The organism is Bacillus sp. MUM 116 (genome assembly GCF_001866655.1).
Taxonomy (GTDB): Bacteria; Bacillota; Bacilli; order Bacillales; family Cytobacillaceae; genus Neobacillus.
Window position 1 is genome coordinate 1 of sequence record NZ_MLYR01000143.1, and the last position, 19,789, is coordinate 19,789.

The following is a 19,789-nucleotide window of genomic DNA, read 5'->3' on the forward strand; positions in this document are numbered from 1 at the left end:
TGTTCTTTAACCTTTTGGACGGATTGGCTTGTGACCTAGAGGGGCTAGGCGCCGGAGCTGAACCATTCTCAAAGCAATTTATAAATTCTTATACAATGAAAAAACCAGCTTCCAATCGAAGCTGGTTTTGCTTTAACATATGTAGCCGCAATTGCCGTATAGATATAAGAAAGTTTTAAACCACCACTCCTCAAAGTGGGTGTTCGCAGAAACCTTCCTGCCTGTCCTCTATGTCATATAGACAGAGGCCTGTCATTTCAGTTTCAATATTAAAACTCCCTTTTACAGCTTAAAGGTTAAAACTTTATTATGATTACGTACAATGCAGCTTATATATGTATTTTACTGCAGATAGCTCAATAATACAATGGTTAAAAATCCCAAAAATATTATTTAATAATTTGTAATTCTTTCGGGAATTTTGTTAATACCTTAGCTCCGTCTCTAGTAATATAGATATCATCCTCAATACGGACCCCTGCTACTTCAGGTACATAAATTCCAGGTTCAATTGTATAGACCATGCCTTCTTCAATCACAAGCTGATTGGTTTCGGTCATAGAAGGATATTCATGAACACTAATTCCAAGACCGTGTCCCAAGCGGTGAGGGAAGTACTCGCCGTATCCGGAATCGGCAATAATTCTGCGAGCCGTTAAGTCAACCTCTGCAGCTGTCACGCCAGGCTTGCTAGCCTCAATTGCGGCAATCTGTGCTTTTAACACTGTATCGTAAATTTCTTTTTGCTTATCATTGATATCTCCGTAGGCAACCGTTCTAGTAATATCAGAGCAGTAACGATCAACGACAACACCAAGGTCGAATAAAACTAAATCACCTTTTTTAATTTTCGTTAATCCTGGATTTCCATGCGGCGAAGCTGCATTTGCTCCTGTTAAAACCATCGTCGCAAACGACATTTCTGTGACGCCTTTTTGCTTTAATGCATATTCCACTGCATTCAGTACATCCAATTCTGTTTTGCCTTCTTTGATTTCGCTTGCTCCAAATTCGACAGCATAGTCTGCGAGTGCACAAGCCTCTTCAATAATTTTTAATTCTTTTTCGTCTTTTATCATCCGTAGAAGTCGCAATTTTTCTTCTGCGGAAATTAAAGCGGCTTTTGGGAAAATGCTTGAAAGTTGTTCGTACCTTTCCACATTCATATGTTCTTTTTCAATCGCCGTTTTTGATACGGAATTGATTCGTTTTTGAATGGAACGTTGGATCATTTCCCAAGGGTTTTCAATGTCGCTGTATCCAATGATTTCATTCTCCCAGCCGGAGCGTTTTGCATCATGAACTTCCATGGACGGGCAAACAAGGAATGGTTCTTCTTGTTGAAAAACTACTAGAGCCAGCAGGCGTTCATGCGGGTTTGTAAAATAGCCGCTTAAGTAAAAAACATTTTCAGAAGAGGTAATAAAGCTTACTTCAACTTCATTTTCTTTCATCCAAGATTGAAGTTTTTCGACACGCTGATTCATGTTGGTTCCCCCTTAATATCAATTCCTACTCCCTGAGATTATCAATTTAAAGCCTAAATGTAAACAAACTGTGCTTAGTTTGGAAACGGAAGAATTCAGTTCAGATTTTTGCTAAAAACTCTATCTTTTGGGTAAAGTTATTTTGTTAGGAAGGAAATTCTAATTTTTGCATGGAAGTAATAATACAAACCAAAGCGAGAGGAGTATTTATCAATGAAAATTTCTTATCACGGACATTCCATTGTTCAAATTCAAACGGAAGGCAAAACGATTTTAATTGACCCGTTTATTCGTGGCAACTCTTTAACTGACCTAAATGTAGAAGAGGTTAATCCGGATGTTATCATCTTAACGCATGGTCATAACGACCACGTAGGGGATACGGTTGAGATTGCCAAGAGAACCGGTGCCCTTGTTGTCGCAAACGCAGATTTGACCACTTTTCTTAGCTGGCAGGGAGTTCAAACCCATGGGATGAACATTGGCGGTGCTTATCAATTTGACTTTGGAAAAGTAAAATTAACACAAGCCTTTCACGGTTCGGGGTATGCAACTGTTAACAACGAGATTGTATACTGCGGTATGCCGACAGGGGTATTGTTCAGTAATGAAGGAAAGACAATCTACCACGCCGGTGATACTGGATTATTCTCCGATATGAAATTAATCGGTGAACGCCATCCGATTGACATTGCATTCCTGCCAATTGGAGATAATTTTACGATGGGACCTGAAGATGCAGCCTATGCTGCCAAGCTTTTAAACGCAAAAACAGTTGTGCCGGTTCACTTCAACACCTTCCCGCCCATTAAACAGGACCCGAACAAATTTATCGAGCTTCTTGAGGGGCAAAACGGTAAAGTCCTCCAGCCAGGTGAAGCAATAGAATTATAAGGAATTAGGGTTTTCGTCTACTTTTTTTCTTCCCCATTGCATAAAAATGATACAAGCAGGTATTTAAGGGAGGAAAAAATGTGAAGAAAAACAGATATTTATTATGCCTTTTGCTTTGCGGAGCCATGCTTTATTATGCGGTTCCTCAATTATCTGTAACTGCTGCGGGGCCAAAAGGGATTTTTTCACTAGCGTGGCTCTCCTTGGCGCTAATGGTGATTGCCGGTAATTTAACGGGGATTCTTTATAGTCCGAAAAAGGCAGTTCAAAAACAGCAGACAAATCGCAACAAAAGAAAATCTCGCATGTTTCATTAAACAGGTGGACAATTTAGTTCCGAAGCAAGAAGGTTTTGTCCCTCCAGGATAGCTGGAGGGACACTTTAATCCTAAAGCAAGATAGTTTCGTCCTTCCAAGTGTAAAACAAACAACCTTAAAACAACACATTCAAATAAATGTAACAATCTGCATTGTCTAGCTCCAGCACCTAGCCCCTCTAAGGAAAAATATGAACTGTTTTTTCCTAGGTTGATTCGGCCCAGCCGATGAAGTCAAAGAACGACTTTACCGTCTGGCCATCCAGTGCTAGTCGGGGCTGACTAAGGCGCTTCCGCTTTTCTTATTGTATCAAGGCTTTATTAACTTTATAATAAATCTAATGAAAATCCCGGAAAGTCATTGCTTAATGAATGGGAATTTAAAATAAAGGGTGACGGCCTTGGCTACAAAGCATGAACAAATTTTACAATATATTGATGATCTTCCTGTAGGTGAAAAAATCTCTGTCCGCCAAATCGCTAAAGCGATGAATGTAAGTGAAGGCACAGCCTATCGAGCCATTAAGGAAGCTGAAAATAAAGGATTTGTCAGCACAATCGAGCGTGTTGGAACCATTCGAATTGAACGAAAGAAAAAAGAAAATATTGAAAAACTTACTTTTGCAGAGGTTGTAAATATAGTAGACGGTCAAGTTTTAGGGGGAAGAACAGGACTTCATAAAACTTTGAGTAAATTCGTAATTGGAGCAATGAAATTAGAGGCGATGATGCGCTATACTGAAGCGGGGAATTTATTAATCGTCGGAAATCGGACACAAGCTCATGAGCTTGCCCTGAAAGCAGGAGCGGCAGTCCTGATTACTGGTGGATTTGATGCGGAAGATCAAATCAAAAAGCTTGCAGATAAACTTGAATTGCCGGTCATCTCAACCAGCTATGACACTTTTACCGTTGCAACCATGATTAACCGTGCCATATATGACCAATTAATTAAGAAAGAAATCATTTTGGTAGAAGACATTTTAACTCCATTATCGGAAACATTTTTTCTAAAAACATCTGATAAAGTTTCGAAATGGCATGAATTAAATCAACAAACAACCCACAGCCGTTATCCGGTTGTTGATCATAATATGAAGGTTCAAGGGATTGTTACCTCAAAGGATATTTTAGGGCAGGATATGGATACAACGATCGATAAAATCATGACGAAAAACCCAATGACGGTTAGCGGCAAGACAAGCGTTGCCTCGACAGCCCATATGATGGTCTGGGAGGGGATAGAGGTTCTACCTGTTGTAGATGATTCGAACCGTTTGGAAGGCTTGATCAGCAGGCAGGATGTGTTAAAAGCACTGCAAATGAATCAACGCCAGCCCCAGGTAGGCGAAACGATTGATGATATTGTAACGAACCAAATGGAATTAATGTCCGGAAGACCAAAAGGGGAAGAGGTCTACTCATGTGAAGTCAGTCCGCAAATGACCAACCATTTAGGGACCATTTCATATGGGGTCTTTACAACTATTGTCTCCGATGCGGCAAATCGAATTTTACGAAGCTATAAAAAAGGGGATCTTGTCGTTGAAAATATGACGATCTATTTTCTTAAACCCGTTCAAATGGAAAGTACATTAGAAATCTACCCAAAAGTGCTTGAAGTGGGACGGAAATTCGGTAAGGTAGATGTAGAAGTTTTTAATGAAGGCATCTTAGTTGGAAAAGCGATGATGATGTGTCAACTGCTTGATCGAACTTAAAGACAGAAAAAGCCGCTTCCTGAACAAAGCGGCTCTTACTATTTACCTTCATTAAGGCTCTTGGCTTCTCTAATCGCGAATGGCAGATAGTGTTTATAGGCTTTATATCCTGTCCAGGAACTTAAGCCGCCAATAATAATGAAAATAGCAGCAACAATGATGCTAACAGTTGTTTGTGATAAATAAACGGTATTAATCCCGAAAAAGAAGACAAAAAGTCCAAGAGCAATACTTGATTTCGCTGAAAGCCATTTCTTTTCAGCAGGACGGTTGCTTCTGAAGTACTTTGTTTTATAAAATAAATATAGTACAAATAATAAGACAATTAAAATAACGAGTACTGACATTTTTTGCTCCTCCGAACTTTTAAAAAATCATCTACTATTGTACAGGTTATCATCAAAAAATGCCAGATACGGTTCGAAACGAACCAGAAAAAGGAGACGCCATGCAGGAAAAAATCTTAGAAACCATTAAAAAATATGAAACCATTATTGTCCATCGCCACGTTCGACCGGATCCTGATGCATATGGATCACAATGCGGGCTAGTTGAACTGTTAAGGGCATCATTTCCGGAGAAAAAGGTATATGCGGTGGGCAAAGAAGAACCTTCTCTTAACTTTATGCAGCGGCTGGATAAAATTGAGGATGAGGTTTATAACGGTGCACTTGTGATTGTGTGTGATACGGCTAATACCGAAAGAATTTGTGACAAACGGTATACATTAGGGGATTTGCTGATAAAAATTGATCATCATCCGAATGAAGACCCATATGGGGACCTTTTATGGGTTGATACAAGCGCGAGCTCTTGCAGTGAAATGATTTATGATTTCTATTTATTAGGGAAAGATCAAGGACTAAAAATGAATGATAAAACTGCCAGATTATTATATGGTGGGATTGTTGGAGATACAGGAAGATTCCTGTATCCAAGTACAACAGAAAAGACTTTTTCCCATGCTGGAGAATTAATCCAATATAATTTTTCAAGAACAGAACTATATGACAAAATGTATGAGCTTGATTTGAATATTATAAAGTTAAATGGTTATATTCTGCAAAATTTTGAATTGCAGGAGCATGGAGTGGCCTCAGTTATTCTTTCCAAGGAACTTTTAGAGGAATTTGGGGCGAAGCCACCGGAAGCTTCCTTATTGGTTAGTACATTAGGAGATGTTAAAGGAATTATGGCCTGGGCCTTTTTCATCGAAGAAGATGACCAAATTAGGGTTCGCCTTCGCTCAAAAGGACCAGTGATCAATGGAGTAGCCCGAAAGTTCAAAGGCGGCGGACATCCGCTTGCTGCGGGTGCTTCGATTTATTCGTGGGATGAGGTAGATTTGGTTTTAGATGAACTTCGTAAAGTTTGTGAAGCCCATTCTTAATCAAAGATTAAATGAAAAATCGGCCCCATTTTTTATGGGGCCGGGAAATTATTCATCAAAGCCAATTTCAAGTTCAATCGATAGAGTAGTATAAATAATCATTTTTTTTACTTGCAGCTTGTATCTTTTATTATTAATTTTCACTCGTTTATTTTCGATGATTTTTGTAATCAATTCCTTACTTTTATACACGGTATCCAAGTCCTTTGCCAGCATCATACTAATATCATCCTTAACGGACTCCTCAGTTTCAAAAGTACCTAAATAGTCAAGCTTGTACTTTTCCCAGTTGGTGATTTTAACATTTATTTTTTGTACCGTAATTTGTTCGATATTCCGCTTATTGATTTCTTTATATTCCTGCTGCCAAATATTGATATCCTTTTTTAATTCTAAAATATCATCTTCCTGTTTTCGGATCTTTTGTGTATGCTTTTCCTGCCATACCCCGAAAATATATAAAAATATGAACCAGCTGATAGCCCCTCCAATAACCATACCTGAAAAAAAACGCTGCCAAGAGGGTCTTCTATAATAAGGAGGTATTCTCATGATAAATGCTCCTGAGTTAACCAATTAATCAACAGCGCACCCGTTTGGGCACCGCCAAGTGCGGAAAGAATTAAGAGGATTTGTTTAAAAACATCTTTTGTCTCAGCATTAAAAATTCCTCGCTCAAAACTATAAACGGCGTCAAAGGTTCCACCGATTGCTGCTACAATTGCCCAAATTCGAAGGGCTGAAGACAAACGGGCAACGGCTGTCAGCGGAGGTTGTCCTGTAAGGAAAGAGGCAATCCCTCCAATCAATGACCCGCCTAGGAGAACGCCTAAGGCAATAAAATAGCTTTCAATAAACGTAGGAAAAAAACCAATCTCTTTCATGTTTTCAACCGCCCTTACCCAAAATCAGTTATTCCTCTACTCATTTATATGGACAAAGCCTAACGAATATGTTTTTTGCACTGTAATTTTAGTATTGTCTAGCTCCAGCGCCAAGGGGCTCTAGGTTACAAAAAGCTACCTCTTTTCCGTATGGGAACATATTTTCTTTTTTTCCATGAACCTCTATAATAGGAGATAGATAATCGTTTTAAAGGTGTGATGTGACAAATGTCTTTTATTCACCTGCATGTATATAGCGCGTACAGCTTATTAACAAGTACTGCATCTGTGTCGGATTTGATTGAAAACGCAAAGAAAAAGGGTTTTTCTTCCATGGCGATAACAGACCGAAATGTCATGTACGGAACAATCGAGTTTTATAAATTATGTAAAAATATGGATATAAAGCCCATCATCGGTTTAACAGTTGATGTTCAACGTGAAGAATCAGAAACGGAGTCCTATCCGCTTGTCTTACTGGCAGAAAATGACGATGGCTTTAAAAATCTTTTGAAAATATCAAGTGCAGTTCAAACAAAGTCACCAAACGGGATTCCATTTAAATGGTTAAGACATTATGCGAAGGGGCTAATTGCCATCACCCCGGGTGTTGAGGGTGAAATCGAACAATATCTACTAGAAGGGAAAGAAGATCTGGCAGAGGCTGTGGTCCAAAAGTATAGTGGGATTTTCGGAAAAGACCATTTCTTTCTCTCGATTCAAGATCATCATTTAGAGAATGAAAGAATGATAAGAAAACAAATTCTATCCCTTTCCAAAAAAATACATGTGCCCATCGTTGCAACCAATTGCGTTCAATATTTGGAGAAGGAAGACACTTTTGCCCATGAGTGCTTGCTTGCCATAAAAAATGGTGAAAAATTTAACGATGATCATCATGAAAAATTGGAGAGCGATCAGTTTTATTTAAAAACACCCGGAGAAATGGTCGAGGCTTTTTCTGAAATACCGGAAGCTTTAGAAAATACAATCGAAATTCAAAAGCGCTGTAATGTAAATATCGAGTTAAATAAAACCTTTCTTCCTGTATACCCAACGGAAAATGGGATGCCGGCAGAAGACTATCTGGATATCCTTTGCAAAAAAGGATTGGCAGAGCGAATCACTACCCCGACCGAGGAATATCAAAAAAGGCTTGCCTACGAATTATCGGTCATAAAACGGATGAAGTTTAGCAATTATTTTTTAATTGTTTGGGATTTTATGAGATATGCACGGGAGCATGGAATTTTAACAGGTCCGGGAAGAGGATCGGCAGCAGGGTCGCTTGTTGCCTATGTGTTGTATATTACCGATGTTGACCCGATTGGTCATCATTTATTATTTGAACGTTTTTTGAACCCGGAAAGAATCTCCATGCCTGATATTGATATTGATTTTCCAGACCATCGCCGCGACGAAGTAATTGAATATGTGGCCGAAAAATATGGTGACCTGCATGTTGCTCAAATTGTCACCTTTGGAACGCTTGCTGCAAAAGCTGCATTGCGGGATGTCGGCAGAGTTTTTGGATTAAATTCAAAGGAACTGGATCATTTGTCAAGACTTATTCCGTCTCGCTTAGGAATAAACCTTAAAGAGGCTTATCAAGAATCGGAAGCATTAAGAAATTTTATTCAAGAAAATCAATTAAATCGCAAGCTTTATGAGACGGCATTAAAGCTTGAGGGGCTGCCTCGGCATACCTCCACCCATGCAGCAGGTGTAGTCATCAGCGAAAAACAGCTTGTTGAATTAATTCCCATTCAGCAAGGAAGCGGGAATGTTTATTTAACACAATATTCCATGGAGTACCTTGAAGAAATTGGGCTGTTAAAAATGGACTTTCTGGGATTAAGGAATTTATCGCTCATTGAATCGATTTTGGCTTCGATCCAGCGAAAAACCGGGAAAAAGGTGGATATTGGTTCGATATCTCTTAACGATCCTGAAACGTTTGATCTATTAGCCCGAGGGGAAACCACTGGGATTTTCCAGCTTGAGTCCGAGGGAATGAGAAAGGTTTTAGTTCGTTTAAAACCATCGCGCTTCGAAGATATCGTGGCGGTGAATGCATTGTACCGCCCGGGGCCAATGGAAAACATCCCCTTATTTATTGACCGAAAGCACGGACGAAAGCCAGTTGTTTATCCACATCCGGATTTAAAAAATATTCTTGAGAATACATATGGAGTGATTGTCTATCAAGAGCAGATCATGCAGATTGCCTCAACAATGGCCGGTTTCTCTCTTGGAGAAGCCGATTTATTAAGAAGGGCCGTTGGGAAAAAACAAAAGGAGACACTGGACCGTGAACGAACCCACTTTGTCCAAGGCGCCTTAAAGAAGGGTTATGATCAATCCTTGGCGAATGAAATATATGATTTAATTGTCCGCTTCGCCAATTATGGATTTAATCGAAGCCATGCGGTTGCCTATAGTATGATTGCCTATCAGCTCGCTTATTTAAAGGCTCATTATCCGTTATATTTTATGGCTGGGTTATTAACAGCAGCGGTTGGAAATGAATCCAAAATAGCGCAATACATCATGGAATCAAGGCAAAAGGAGATCCATGTCCTTTCCCCTTCCATTAATTACAGCGGGTATTCATTTCAAGTTGAAACGGAAGGAATCCGTTTTAGCCTAGCAGCCATTAAGGGAGTTGGCGCTGCTGCCCTAAAGGAAATCTTTGCAGCAAGGAAAAAGAAAAAATTTGAGGATTTTTTTGATTTTTGCGGCCGTACGTCATCAAAAGCAATCAACCGTAAAACACTTGAAGTCTTAACCCATTCCGGAAGCTTTGATGAATTTGGAGAAGACCGTGCCGTCCTGCTTGCGAGTTTAGATGTTGCAATCGAACATGCCCAGCTCATAAACCCGGATGATTCAAGCCAAATTGACTTTTTTTCCGGTGAAGAGTATTTTCCAAAACCGATGTATGTACAGGTTGATCCTATCAGACTTGAGGACAAGCTTGCCTTTGAAAAAGATGCACTTGGATTTTACCTTTCGAATCATCCTATTTCCATTTATGAAAAGGAGTTAAAACAGAGGGGTGCTCAGGCTTTATGTGAGCTTACTGTTAATAGAAATAAGGCGATTTCAGGAATTTATATTACCAGTTCAAAAAAAATTCGTACAAAAAAAGGTGAATCAATGTCCTTTCTCATGATTAGTGATTCAAGTGGTGAAATGGAGGCTGTGGTATTCCCTGCTGTCTATAGGCGATGTTCAGCCATATTAGAACAAGGGAAATTTGCTGTCATTGAGGGCAAAGTAGAAGAGAGGGAAGGGAAGCGTCAGTTTATTATCCAGCAGGCTGCCGAAATGGAACACTGGATTCAAGAAAATAAGCAAACGGCGCCTGTGCTGTATATCAAAATTGTTGCGGAAAAGCAGGATGAACCTTCATTAAGACAACTATTTTATTTCTTTAAGGAAAGTAAGGGAGATACTAGTGTTGTATTGCATTACGAATCCACCCGAAAAACAGTACGATTGGCTAGTGAATATAATGTCCATCCTACTCCTAAATTAATAAAAATATTGAGGGATTTTCTGGGCACGAATAACGTCGTATTAAAAGAATAATTCTTTACAACTATCAAAGATATGTTATAGTGATAAGGAGACGGGTGTGGTCAGACCACTCCTAATCGGAGAGATCAAGGCAAATATAAAATACTATTAGGTGAAAATTAAAGGGGTGACTTAGCTTGACTTTGCGTGAAGAAGCGCTACATATGCATCGTATTAATAAAGGAAAATTAGAATCAAAATCAAAGGTTCAAGTTCGAAATGCTAAGGATTTGAGTTTAGCATATTCACCAGGTGTAGCAGAGCCTTGTAAAGATATATATGAAAAACCAGAAACAGTTTACGATTATACAATGAAGGGAAATATGGTTGCAGTTGTGTCCGATGGTACAGCTGTTCTTGGCCTCGGTAATATTGGACCGGAAGCTGCATTGCCTGTTATGGAAGGAAAAGCAGTTCTTTTCAAAAGCTTTGCCGGAGTCGATGCTTTCCCAATTTGTTTAAATACAACCGATGTTGATAAAATTGTTGAAACCGTAAAGCTTTTAGAGCCAACTTTTGGCGGTGTCAACCTGGAAGATATTGCGGCACCGAATTGTTTTGTGATTGAGGAAAGATTGAAAAAAGAAGCCAATATCCCAATCTTCCATGACGACCAACATGGTACTGCAATTGTTACGGCTGCAGGACTCGTTAATGCGTTAAAGCTAGTCGGTAAAAAAATGACCGAAATTAAGGTTGTTGCAAACGGTGCCGGTGCTGCGGGGATTGCAATTATTAAATTATTATATCATTATGGTGTCAGAGATATTATTATGTGTGATACAAAGGGAGCCATTTATGAAGGCCGTCCAAATGGAATGAACGCTGTCAAGACTGAAGTGGCAAAATTCACGAATCGTGATAATATAGCTGGAAGTCTTGAAGATGTTGTTAAAGGAGCAGACGTCTTTATTGGGGTTTCTGTTGCAGGTGCCCTTACAAAAGAAATGGTTGCATCCATGAATGAAGATGCCATTATTTTTGCAATGGCCAACCCGGATCCGGAAATTATGCCTGTTGATGCAAAAGAAGCAGGGGCAAAGGTTGTTGGAACAGGAAGATCTGATTTTCCAAACCAAGTTAACAATGTACTAGCATTCCCTGGAATTTTCCGCGGTGCGCTTGATGTTCGTGCGACACATATCAATGAAAAAATGAAAGTGGCCGCTGTTCAAGCGATTGCGGGGTTAATTTCGGAAGAAGAACTTAATGCTGATTATGTCATTCCTGGACCATTTGATCCTCGAGTTGCCCCAGCAGTAGCAGCTGCGGTTGCAAAAGCTGCAATGGAAACGGGTGTCGCTCGTCTAAAAGTGGACCCGGAAGAAGTAAAAGAAAAAACGATGAGGCTTGCTATTATCGGTAAAAAGTGAGTGATATGGTAAGTGTCAAATACGAAAGTATATCTCGAAATTGTAAAGCAGTTAAGAGAGATGATTAACGCTGACGGACTTGAGTCCGGCGATAAAATACCATCTGAACGGGAATTGTCAGAGCGCCTGAATGTCGGGCGCTCTTCCGTTCGAGAGGCCCTTCGAGCATTGGAATTGCTTGGATTAATTGAAACAAGGCGCGGAGAAGGAACTTTTATCAGAGATTTCCGTGGGAATCAGCTGGTACAACTTTTAAGCACATTTATTTTACAGGATGAAAAAGCAAAGCAAGATGTTTTTGAAACGAAAAATCTGATTGAAATGGATTGTCTCCGGTTAGCCATTCAAAGAATGGGTAAAAAAAGTATTTTAAACCTCATTGAACAGGTTAAAAACAACCAATTGGATGATGATGAGTTTTTTTACCGAATCATTGAAAATGCCGATAACCATTTATTTTTAAGAATGTGGATCATTTTAAAGGATTACTATAATTCACTTCATTTAGGATTAATCGATTATAAACACGATAACTATCTTTTTCTGCTTGAAGCATTGGCGGAAAAAGATGAGGAAAAAACGCTAACCGCCTACCGGAATCTGCGAAATTTGACTTCCTTTGTGACAAATACTAACAAATTTTGAACCTCAAATCATATATAGTGGAAACAGACAAACTATGCCTGAAAATGGGGATTTTTAATATGTAAGTGGTCTTGCCACTTTGCAAAAAACATAAAGGTATGAAGTAATGGAAGAATAGAAAGACTTTTGATTAGAAGAGTGTAGGACTTGCCTGAGGGCTTTAAGATCTACCAATGAAGGAGGTTATTTTTTGCTAAAAGACCTTTTTACAAAAAACAATACAAAAAAAAGAAAATATGCAACGATACCAACTGAGATAGTAAAAAGTGATGTTCCTGAGGGAATCATGACTAAATGTCCTTCATGCAAAAAAATCATGTATACGAAGGAATTAAATAAAAACCTAAAGGTCTGTATACATTGTGGACATCATTTTCAAATGAATTCAAGAGAGCGGATTGAAAGTTTTCTAGATGAGGGAAGTTTTGAAGAACTAAATGAAAATATGATTTCAAAAAACCCTTTAAACTTTCCAGATTATCTTGATAAGCTTGAAAAAGACCGAGAAAGAAGTAAGTTAAATGAGGCAGTTGTGACAGGCATTGGAACGGTGAATGGTCATAAAATTGTTGTAGCGATTATGGATGCCTCCTTTCGAATGGGAAGTATGGGTTCGGTGGTTGGTGAAAAAATAACACTAGCCATCGAGAAAGCCGGTGAGCTTTCTGTGCCGTTTATCATTTTTACTGCTTCTGGCGGTGCCAGAATGCAGGAGGGAGCATTAAGCCTGATGCAGATGGCAAAAACCAGCGTTGCCTTAAAGACATTTAGTGATCATGGCGGATTAATTATTTCGATGATGACACATCCAACAACTGGCGGGGTTTCCGCAAGTTTTGCCTCATTAGGAGATTATAATTTTGCAGAACCGGAAGCATTAATTGGCTTTGCGGGCCGCAGGGTTATTGAGCAATCCATTCGCGAAGAATTACCGGAGGATTTTCAGACATCGGAATTTCTTCTAAAACATGGACAGCTTGACGCAATTATTTCACGACTGGATTTAGTTGAGCAAATCACTAACATTCTTGAAATTCATCAACCTGGAGGTGAGCTTGAATGGTAGGGGAATTGGAATTTGAACGCCCAATTATTGAATTGAGGAAGAAAATCAGCGAAATAAGGGAATTTACCAAAACGGCGGACGTTGATCTAAGTTCTGAAATTGAAAAATTGGAAGCGCGTCTGGAAAAACTTGAAAAAGATATTTATGAAAATATAAAGCCTTGGGACCGTGTACAAATTGCCCGTCACCCAAATAGGCCGACAACCCTTGATTATATTGCTGAAATATTTGAAGGATTTTTTGAATGCCATGGAGACCGGACCTTTGCAGATGATGAGGCAATTGTCGGCGGAATTGCCAAATTTAATGGATTACCTGTTACCATCATCGGTCATCAAAGGGGTAAAGACACGAAGGAAAATATCCGCAGGAATTTTGGAATGCCACATCCTGAGGGGTATAGAAAAGCACTTCGTTTAATGAAGCAAGCGGACAAATTTAAACGGCCGATTATTTGTTTTATTGATACAAAAGGTGCCTATCCCGGGAAAGCAGCTGAAGAACGGGGACAAAGCGAAGCTATTGCGAAAAATCTTTTTGAAATGGCTGGTTTAAAAGTACCAGTTATTTGTATTGTCATTGGAGAAGGTGGAAGTGGGGGAGCCCTTGCACTTGGTGTTGGTAACCGGATTTATATGCTTGAAAACTCTACTTACTCAGTTATTTCCCCTGAAGGGGCTGCGGCTATTCTATGGAAAGACTCCGCTCTAGCCAAAAGGGCTGCAGAAACAATGAAAATTACTGCTCCGGACTTAAAAGAACTGGGCGTCATCGATGATATTATCCCTGAAATTAAGGGAGGAGCCCATAAAGATGTTAAGAAGCAGGCAGAAGAAATCGAAAACGTTCTAAAGATATCCTTACAAGAGCTTCTTAAAATGTCAGAGGATGAATTGGTTTCAGATCGGTATAATCGATTCAGAACAATTGGTGAATTTGCACTCGCAAATGATTATGCCGAAGTTAAGTAAAACGTGCCTTTTTAGGCACGTTTTTTATCTTGAGGTTATTGCTTTTTTTACACAAATTTCATAAAAAGAATTATTAGAAAAAACAATGTTAACGGTTGCAAAATTAATTAAATCGCTTGCATTTTTCAGAGTATTCCGTCTATTCTAAAAACCGTTATGAATCAGTTGTTATCGTTATTTCTTCATGGTATTTTATAAATATTCAAGTGTTTTATGTGAATACTAAAAGCAGTTATCAACAAAATAGGCTAATAGTCTAATTTTTTTGGAGTACATAATCTTAAGTTTTAATAATGGAGTGATTACCATGAAAAAAATTGGGGTACTTACGAGTGGTGGAGACTCACCCGGCATGAATCCGGCAATTCGAGCGGTTGTTAGAAAAGCAATTTATCATAATGTTGAAGTATACGGTATATATGGTGGTTATTCAGGATTGATTTGCGGTAATATTAAAAAGCTTGAACTTGGATCTGTTGGTGATATCATTCATCGAGGTGGAACGATGCTTCATTCTGCCCGCTGTTTGGAATTTAAAACAAATGAGGGTCAGCTAAACGGAATTGAGCAGTTAAAGGCTCATGGAATTGAAGGATTAGTTGTTATTGGCGGAGATGGTTCGTACCGCGGTGCAAAAGCCTTAACAGAACAGGGTTTCCCGTGTGTCGGTGTACCCGGAACCATTGACAATGATATTCCGGGAACTGAGCTTACCATTGGTTTCGATACTGCCCTTAATACGGTAATTGATGCGATAGATAAAATTCGTGATACCGCTACATCCCATGAAAGAACGTTTATTATTGAAGTAATGGGAAGGAATGCGGGTGATATTGCGCTTTGGGCTGGTCTTGCCGGTGGTGCAGAAACAATTTTAATTCCTGAAGAAGACTACAATATGGATGAAATCGCAGAACGGCTGCGCAAAGGCCAAGAACGCGGTAAAAAACATAGTATTATCATCGTGGCAGAGGGTGTTTCCAGCGGTGTTGAATTTTCTAAAAAACTGGAGGAAGCAACTGGCTTTGAAACAAGGGTTTCTGTATTAGGACATATTCAGCGCGGTGGTTCACCAACTGCTGCCGATCGTGTACTTGCCAGCCGATTAGGAGCAAGGGCTGTGGAACTTCTGCTTGAAGGTAAAGGCGGGCGAGCAGTTGGAATCGAAAATAACAAGCTCGTCGATTACGACATTATTGAAGCATTAGGAAAGAAACACACATTAGACCTGCAGCTTTATAACCTTTCAAAAGAACTATCCATTTAATCATGCTTGACCTAGGAGGAAATAAAAGATGTTACGGAAAACAAAAATTGTATGTACAATCGGTCCCGCAAGTGAATCGGTTGAAAAATTAACACAATTGATTGAATCGGGGATGAATGTAGCAAGACTGAATTTTTCCCACGGGAATTTTGAAGAACATGGAGCACGGATTAAAAATATTCGAGAAGCGGCTAAAATCGCGAAAAAAACGGTTGCCATTTTGCTAGACACCAAGGGACCTGAAATTCGTACGAATAATATGGAAAATGGAGCAATTGAGCTTAAGGCCGGGGAAGATATCATTATATCGATGACAGAAGTGGAAGGAACTCCGCAAAAATTTTCCGTTACATATGATGCGTTAATTGAAGATGTTCAGGTAGGATCGAAGATTTTATTGGATGACGGCTTAATTGGCCTTGAAGTGACGACAATAGATCAAGCTGCAAATGAAATCCATACAAAAATTTTAAACAGCGGTACATTAAAGAATAAAAAGGGTGTAAATGTCCCTGGAGTTTCCGTTAATTTACCGGGAATTACTGAAAAGGACACAAAGGATATTCTTTTTGGAATTGAGCAAGATATTGACTTTATTGCTGCCTCATTTGTACGTCGTGGGAAAGACGTATTGGAAATCCGCCAGCTTTTAGAAGAAAATAATGCAACCCATATTCAAATTATCCCTAAGATTGAAAACCAAGAAGGCGTTGATAATATTGACGAAATCCTTGAGATTTCGGATGGTCTGATGGTTGCTCGCGGTGATCTTGGTGTAGAAATTCCTGCAGAAGAGGTTCCTCTAGTACAAAAAATGTTGATTAAAAAATGTAATGCGCTTGGTAAACCGGTAATTACGGCTACGCAAATGTTGGATTCGATGCAAAGGAATCCAAGACCGACTCGAGCAGAAGCCAGTGACGTTGCCAACGCCATTTTTGATGGAACAGATGCCATCATGCTTTCAGGGGAAACGGCTGCTGGGATGTACCCTGTTGAAGCTGTACAGACGATGCATAATATTGCATCACGCGCTGAGCAGGCATTGGACCACAAAGAAATTCTATCAACCCGCAGCAAAGATACGGAACATAATCTTACTGATGCAATTGGACAATCTGTTGCCCATACGGCACTTAACCTTGATGTGAATTCAATCGTTACTCCAACAGAGAGTGGGCATACGGCAAGAATGATTTCGAAGTATCGCCCGAAAGCACCAATTGTTGCTGTTACTGCAAATGATTCTGTCTGTCGCCGCTTATCCCTTGTTTGGGGAGTGTACCCTCAGTTGGGAAGAATTTGCGCAACGACGGATGAGATGCTTGAAATTGCTGTTGAAGAAAGTGTCAACAGCGGTATTGTTAAACACGGAGATTTAGTCGTGATCACTGCCGGCGTTCCGGTTGGAGAAGCGGGTACGACGAACTTGATGAAGATTCATGTTGTCGGTGATATCATTACAAAGGCACAAGGAATCGGTCGAAGGTCTGCTTTTGGTAAAGTAGTAATTGCACACAATGCACAAGAGGCATTGGAAAAAGTAAAACCTGGATCTATTTTAGTTACCCTTGGTTCTGATCGTGAAATGGTGCCAGCAATTGAAAAATGCGCTGCTCTTATTACCGAGGAAGGCGGCTTAACCAGCCATGGTGCTGTTGTAGGACTAAATCTTGGAATTCCGGTAATCGTTGGTGTAGTGAATGCATTAAGTCTGTTTAAAGAAGGCCAAGAAATCACCGTGGATGCAACACGAGGAGTAATTTATAACGGACATGCGAGTGTTCTATAATAAAAAAGGAGAGCTTTGCTCTTCTTTTTTTCTTTTTAGATGATATGATGAGTGTAAACAAGCATGTAGAGGAGAGAGGAAGATGCGTTACTTATTTTTATTGATTATCATCATCCCGGCAGCTGATATTGGCATTTTACTTTTCTCAGGCAAAACCATCGGTGTATTGCCAACCCTTTTCTTTATCCTATTAACAGGGGTTCTAGGTGTCTATTTAGCCAAAAAAGAAGGATTACAAACCATTAGGAAAGCCCGGGAGCAGCTCCGTTATGGACAAATTCCCGGTGAATCGGTATTAGATGGAGTTTGTATTCTAATTGGTGCAACGCTCCTGATCACACCAGGTTTTATTACGGATATCCTTGGGTTTCTCATGCTTTTTCCTCCAACCAGAAAACTATTTAAAAGATTAATCAAGAATTCCTTTCGCAAGTGGATCAACAAAGGCAATATTAAAATCATCAAATAAAAAACGTCAGCCATATAGCCGACGTTTTTTATGCTTCCTTCCCCATAATAAAAGCCCATAAATCGTGGAAGACCTTTGCTCGATAAAGCGTACTGATAATGACTAGGGTAACCGGCCCAAGGATTAGACCTAAAAATCCGATGAGTTTGAACCCTACAAATAAGGCGATTAGAGTCGCCAATGGATCTAAACCAATATTAGAGGATAGAATTTTCGGCTCCATGATCTGTCTTTGGGCTAAAACAATTACATATAGAACCCCTAAGCCAATGGCAAGGCCCATATCTCCAGAAATGACTTCATAGATTATCCATGGAATAAAAACAGCCCCGGTTCCCAGATAGGGGAGAATATCAACAATCCCGGTGACGAGAGCAATTGTGATGGCATAATCGACACGAAGGATTAGCAACCCAATTAAGATAATAACAGTAGTGATTGAAATAAGGGTTAATTGTGCCTTGATGAAACCAAACAATGCTTTCTTTAAATCAACAAAAACAGTTCTACCACTTGACTTTGCTTTTTCAGGCATCAATTTTCCACCAATGGCGGACAAGTGATACCAATCTTTACTAATAAAAAAGGTTGCCAGTAAAGAAAAGATTGAAACGGTGGCAGCAGTGGGAAACCATGATAAGATGTTTGGAATAATCCCGAAGAGATTCTGAATGAACGAACCGACAGTAGTGCCGATATTCTTCCCAACATTTTGGATGTTGCCAATAATCGTATTTTGCTGGCCGGCATCCAGTTTATTAAATACACTTGTTAAATGGTTATAGAACGGAATGATCTGGGCGGTGATAATCTTTTCAATATAAGCAATTAATGTATCAAGGTGTTCCGGCACCACTTTTGCAAGGTAATTTGCACCGGAGACAATTTCCGCAACTAATAAAGTAATCAATCCCGCAAATACTGCAAAAATAATGATTAAAGCCACAAAAACAGCAAGTACCCTCGGCATTTTTGCTTTTTTCTCAAATATATTAACCAGAGGATTAATCAAAAAGGCAATAACAAGTCCAATTAGAAATGGATAGGCCACTTTTGATACATAATAAAAAGATAACAAGCCAAGAAAAACAATCACTGCTACCAAAAGGAATCTTAACGCTCTATATAAATACTTTGGATTCAACTCTCGACCTCCTTTTAAGTACTGCCTTTTTCAGTTAGATATATTTTAACATTTTTGAATGAAACTGCATATTTTTCCAACCGGGATTTTTAAGGACTCTTTTAAAAGTTATATTAATATATTTATTTTTTTGTGGAGGTGCCATCAAAAATGAGTCAGTCAGTAGTATTTTTATTGTTATTGCTCGGTATTGGATTTATTGCTAAAAATAACTCCTTAATGATTTCCATTGCGGTTTTGCTTTTGTTAAAGTTTAGCGGTTTGGAGACGAAGTCATTCAATTTTATCCAATCAAAAGGAATCAATTGGGGAGTTACAATTATTACAATTGCTGTCTTAGCTCCGATTGCAAGCGGTGAAATAGGATTTAAGGATTTAACAAGTGCATTTAAATCATCGTATGCGTGGATAGCCCTCATCTCCGGCATGGCTGTTGCGCTACTGGCTAAAGGAGGTGTTTCGTTACTTGCTAGTGATCCTCAAATTACGACAGCACTCGTATTAGGGACTATTTTATCGGTTTCGATATTTAAAGGTGTAGCAGTCGGGCCGCTTATTGGAGCAGGAATTGCTTATACGGTGATGAAAGTTGTTGATTTTTTTACGTAGATGTTTTGTAAAGGCTCTTTTCGTAAACATTGTTACTTTTGGACCTTAATAAGGGTCAAAAACTTAAGTTTCTAGGCAATTTTCGCAAATGTTCTTACGAAAAGATGCCACGAAGTATTTAGTTATACGGGTTGATGAACTTATACGAAAAACAACAATCAATGCGAAAATAGCCTTT

Annotated in this window: 18 protein-coding genes and 1 other RNA gene; 13 read left to right on the plus strand and 6 right to left on the minus strand. The window is 39.2% G+C overall.

Annotated features, from left to right (window positions below; all coding sequences use genetic code 11):
- Positions 1-138 precede the first annotated feature (138 nt).
- Together ssrS and BIV60_RS25895 are read right to left on the minus strand one after the other, a co-directional pair.
- Positions 139-334: non-coding RNA, 6S RNA (ssrS, locus tag BIV60_RS25890), on the minus strand.
- 55 nt (positions 335-389) lie between these two features.
- The gene (locus BIV60_RS25895) at positions 390-1,487 is read right to left on the minus strand and encodes a M24 family metallopeptidase (protein WP_071358576.1); all 1,098 of its coding nucleotides are present in this window, start codon (positions 1,485-1,487) and stop codon (positions 390-392) included.
- A 213-nt stretch (positions 1,488-1,700) separates the two neighbouring features.
- Here BIV60_RS25895 and BIV60_RS25900 point away from each other — a divergent pair, with 213 nt between their 5' ends.
- The 3 genes from BIV60_RS25900 to BIV60_RS25910 all read left to right on the plus strand — a co-directional run bounded on the left by BIV60_RS25900 (position 1,701) and on the right by BIV60_RS25910 (position 4,419).
- Entirely contained in the window at positions 1,701-2,381 is a 681-nt protein-coding gene (locus BIV60_RS25900; protein WP_071358577.1) for a metal-dependent hydrolase, read from the plus strand.
- Positions 2,382-2,461: 80 nt separating this feature from the next.
- Positions 2,462-2,698 (plus strand): hypothetical protein, encoded by a 237-nt coding sequence (locus BIV60_RS25905; RefSeq protein ID WP_071358578.1) that lies wholly within the window; start codon positions 2,462-2,464, stop codon positions 2,696-2,698.
- Between the two features lie 401 nt (positions 2,699-3,099).
- On the plus strand, positions 3,100-4,419 hold the full coding sequence (locus BIV60_RS25910) for a CBS domain-containing protein (RefSeq protein WP_071358579.1): 1,320 nt from the start codon (positions 3,100-3,102) through the stop codon (positions 4,417-4,419).
- 38 nt (positions 4,420-4,457) lie between these two features.
- Here BIV60_RS25910 and BIV60_RS25915 read toward each other — a convergent pair whose 3' ends face one another.
- Entirely contained in the window at positions 4,458-4,766 is a 309-nt protein-coding gene (locus BIV60_RS25915) for a YtpI family protein (RefSeq protein WP_071358580.1), read from the minus strand.
- Between the two features lie 101 nt (positions 4,767-4,867).
- On the opposite strand from BIV60_RS25915, the gene BIV60_RS25920 reads away from it, so the two are divergent.
- Entirely contained in the window at positions 4,868-5,809 is a 942-nt protein-coding gene (locus BIV60_RS25920) for a DHH family phosphoesterase (RefSeq protein ID WP_071358591.1), read from the plus strand.
- A gap of 48 nt (positions 5,810-5,857) precedes the next feature.
- On the opposite strand, the gene ytrI is transcribed toward BIV60_RS25920, so the two are convergent.
- Positions 5,858-6,361 (minus strand): sporulation membrane protein YtrI, encoded by a 504-nt coding sequence (gene ytrI / locus BIV60_RS25925; protein ID WP_071358581.1) that lies wholly within the window; start codon positions 6,359-6,361, stop codon positions 5,858-5,860.
- A complete protein-coding gene (gene ytrH / locus BIV60_RS25930; protein ID WP_026572204.1) occupies positions 6,358-6,693 on the minus strand; it encodes a sporulation membrane protein YtrH in 336 nt (111 codons plus the stop codon). The genes ytrI and ytrH overlap by 4 nt, the downstream gene beginning before the upstream one ends.
- Before the next feature lie 228 nt (positions 6,694-6,921).
- Here ytrH and dnaE point away from each other — a divergent pair, with 228 nt between their 5' ends.
- The 8 genes from dnaE (at position 6,922) to BIV60_RS25970 (ending at position 17,858) form a co-directional block, all read left to right on the plus strand.
- Positions 6,922-10,287 (plus strand): DNA polymerase III subunit alpha, encoded by a 3,366-nt coding sequence (dnaE, locus tag BIV60_RS25935; protein ID WP_071358582.1) that lies wholly within the window; start codon positions 6,922-6,924, stop codon positions 10,285-10,287.
- 125 nt (positions 10,288-10,412) lie between these two features.
- Positions 10,413-11,648, plus strand: coding sequence for an NADP-dependent malic enzyme (ystJ, locus tag BIV60_RS25940; protein ID WP_071358583.1), 1,236 nt, complete (start codon positions 10,413-10,415; stop codon positions 11,646-11,648).
- 60 nt (positions 11,649-11,708) lie between these two features.
- Positions 11,709-12,293, plus strand: coding sequence for a FadR/GntR family transcriptional regulator (locus tag BIV60_RS25945; protein WP_071358592.1), 585 nt, complete (start codon positions 11,709-11,711; stop codon positions 12,291-12,293).
- Between the two features lie 190 nt (positions 12,294-12,483).
- Positions 12,484-13,359: an acetyl-CoA carboxylase, carboxyltransferase subunit beta gene (gene accD / locus BIV60_RS25950; protein WP_071358584.1), complete on the plus strand. Its 876-nt coding sequence runs from the start codon at positions 12,484-12,486 to the stop codon at positions 13,357-13,359.
- Positions 13,353-14,330 (plus strand): acetyl-CoA carboxylase carboxyl transferase subunit alpha, encoded by a 978-nt coding sequence (gene accA / locus BIV60_RS25955; protein ID WP_071358585.1) that lies wholly within the window; start codon positions 13,353-13,355, stop codon positions 14,328-14,330. The genes accD and accA overlap by 7 nt, the downstream gene beginning before the upstream one ends.
- A gap of 307 nt (positions 14,331-14,637) precedes the next feature.
- Positions 14,638-15,597: a 6-phosphofructokinase gene (gene pfkA, locus BIV60_RS25960; protein WP_071358586.1), complete on the plus strand. Its 960-nt coding sequence runs from the start codon at positions 14,638-14,640 to the stop codon at positions 15,595-15,597.
- A gap of 28 nt (positions 15,598-15,625) precedes the next feature.
- Positions 15,626-17,389: a pyruvate kinase gene (gene pyk, locus BIV60_RS25965; RefSeq protein WP_071358587.1), complete on the plus strand. Its 1,764-nt coding sequence runs from the start codon at positions 15,626-15,628 to the stop codon at positions 17,387-17,389.
- A gap of 82 nt (positions 17,390-17,471) precedes the next feature.
- Entirely contained in the window at positions 17,472-17,858 is a 387-nt protein-coding gene (locus tag BIV60_RS25970) for an FxsA family protein (protein ID WP_071358588.1), read from the plus strand.
- 28 nt (positions 17,859-17,886) lie between these two features.
- On the opposite strand, the gene ytvI is transcribed toward BIV60_RS25970, so the two are convergent.
- On the minus strand, positions 17,887-19,002 hold the full coding sequence (gene ytvI / locus BIV60_RS25975) for a sporulation integral membrane protein YtvI (protein WP_071358589.1): 1,116 nt from the start codon (positions 19,000-19,002) through the stop codon (positions 17,887-17,889).
- Between the two features lie 150 nt (positions 19,003-19,152).
- Between ytvI and BIV60_RS25980 the strand changes: the two genes are divergently transcribed.
- Positions 19,153-19,611, plus strand: coding sequence for a DUF441 domain-containing protein (locus BIV60_RS25980; RefSeq protein WP_071358590.1), 459 nt, complete (start codon positions 19,153-19,155; stop codon positions 19,609-19,611).
- Positions 19,612-19,789: the final 178 nt, after the last annotated feature.

Bases quoted from the DNA above. Each gene is read 5' to 3' on its own strand.
- BIV60_RS25915 (WP_071358580.1), bottom strand. From the start codon at position 4,766: ATGTCAGTACTCGTTATTTTAATTGTCTTATTATTTGTACTATATTTA.
- BIV60_RS25970 (WP_071358588.1), top strand. From the start codon at position 17,472: ATGCGTTACTTATTTTTATTGATTATCATCATCCCGGCAGCTGATATT.
- pfkA (WP_071358586.1), top strand. From the start codon at position 14,638: ATGAAAAAAATTGGGGTACTTACGAGTGGTGGAGACTCACCCGGCATG.
- accA (WP_071358585.1), top strand. From the start codon at position 13,353: ATGGTAGGGGAATTGGAATTTGAACGCCCAATTATTGAATTGAGGAAG.
- ytrI (WP_071358581.1), bottom strand. From the start codon at position 6,361: ATGAGAATACCTCCTTATTATAGAAGACCCTCTTGGCAGCGTTTTTTT.
- dnaE (WP_071358582.1), top strand. From the start codon at position 6,922: ATGTCTTTTATTCACCTGCATGTATATAGCGCGTACAGCTTATTAACA.
- pyk (WP_071358587.1), top strand. From the start codon at position 15,626: ATGTTACGGAAAACAAAAATTGTATGTACAATCGGTCCCGCAAGTGAA.
- BIV60_RS25980 (WP_071358590.1), top strand. From the start codon at position 19,153: ATGAGTCAGTCAGTAGTATTTTTATTGTTATTGCTCGGTATTGGATTT.
- BIV60_RS25900 (WP_071358577.1), top strand. From the start codon at position 1,701: ATGAAAATTTCTTATCACGGACATTCCATTGTTCAAATTCAAACGGAA.
- BIV60_RS25895 (WP_071358576.1), bottom strand. From the start codon at position 1,487: ATGAATCAGCGTGTCGAAAAACTTCAATCTTGGATGAAAGAAAATGAA.
- BIV60_RS25920 (WP_071358591.1), top strand. From the start codon at position 4,868: ATGCAGGAAAAAATCTTAGAAACCATTAAAAAATATGAAACCATTATT.
- ytrH (WP_026572204.1), bottom strand. From the start codon at position 6,693: ATGAAAGAGATTGGTTTTTTTCCTACGTTTATTGAAAGCTATTTTATT.
- BIV60_RS25945 (WP_071358592.1), top strand. From the start codon at position 11,709: ATGATTAACGCTGACGGACTTGAGTCCGGCGATAAAATACCATCTGAA.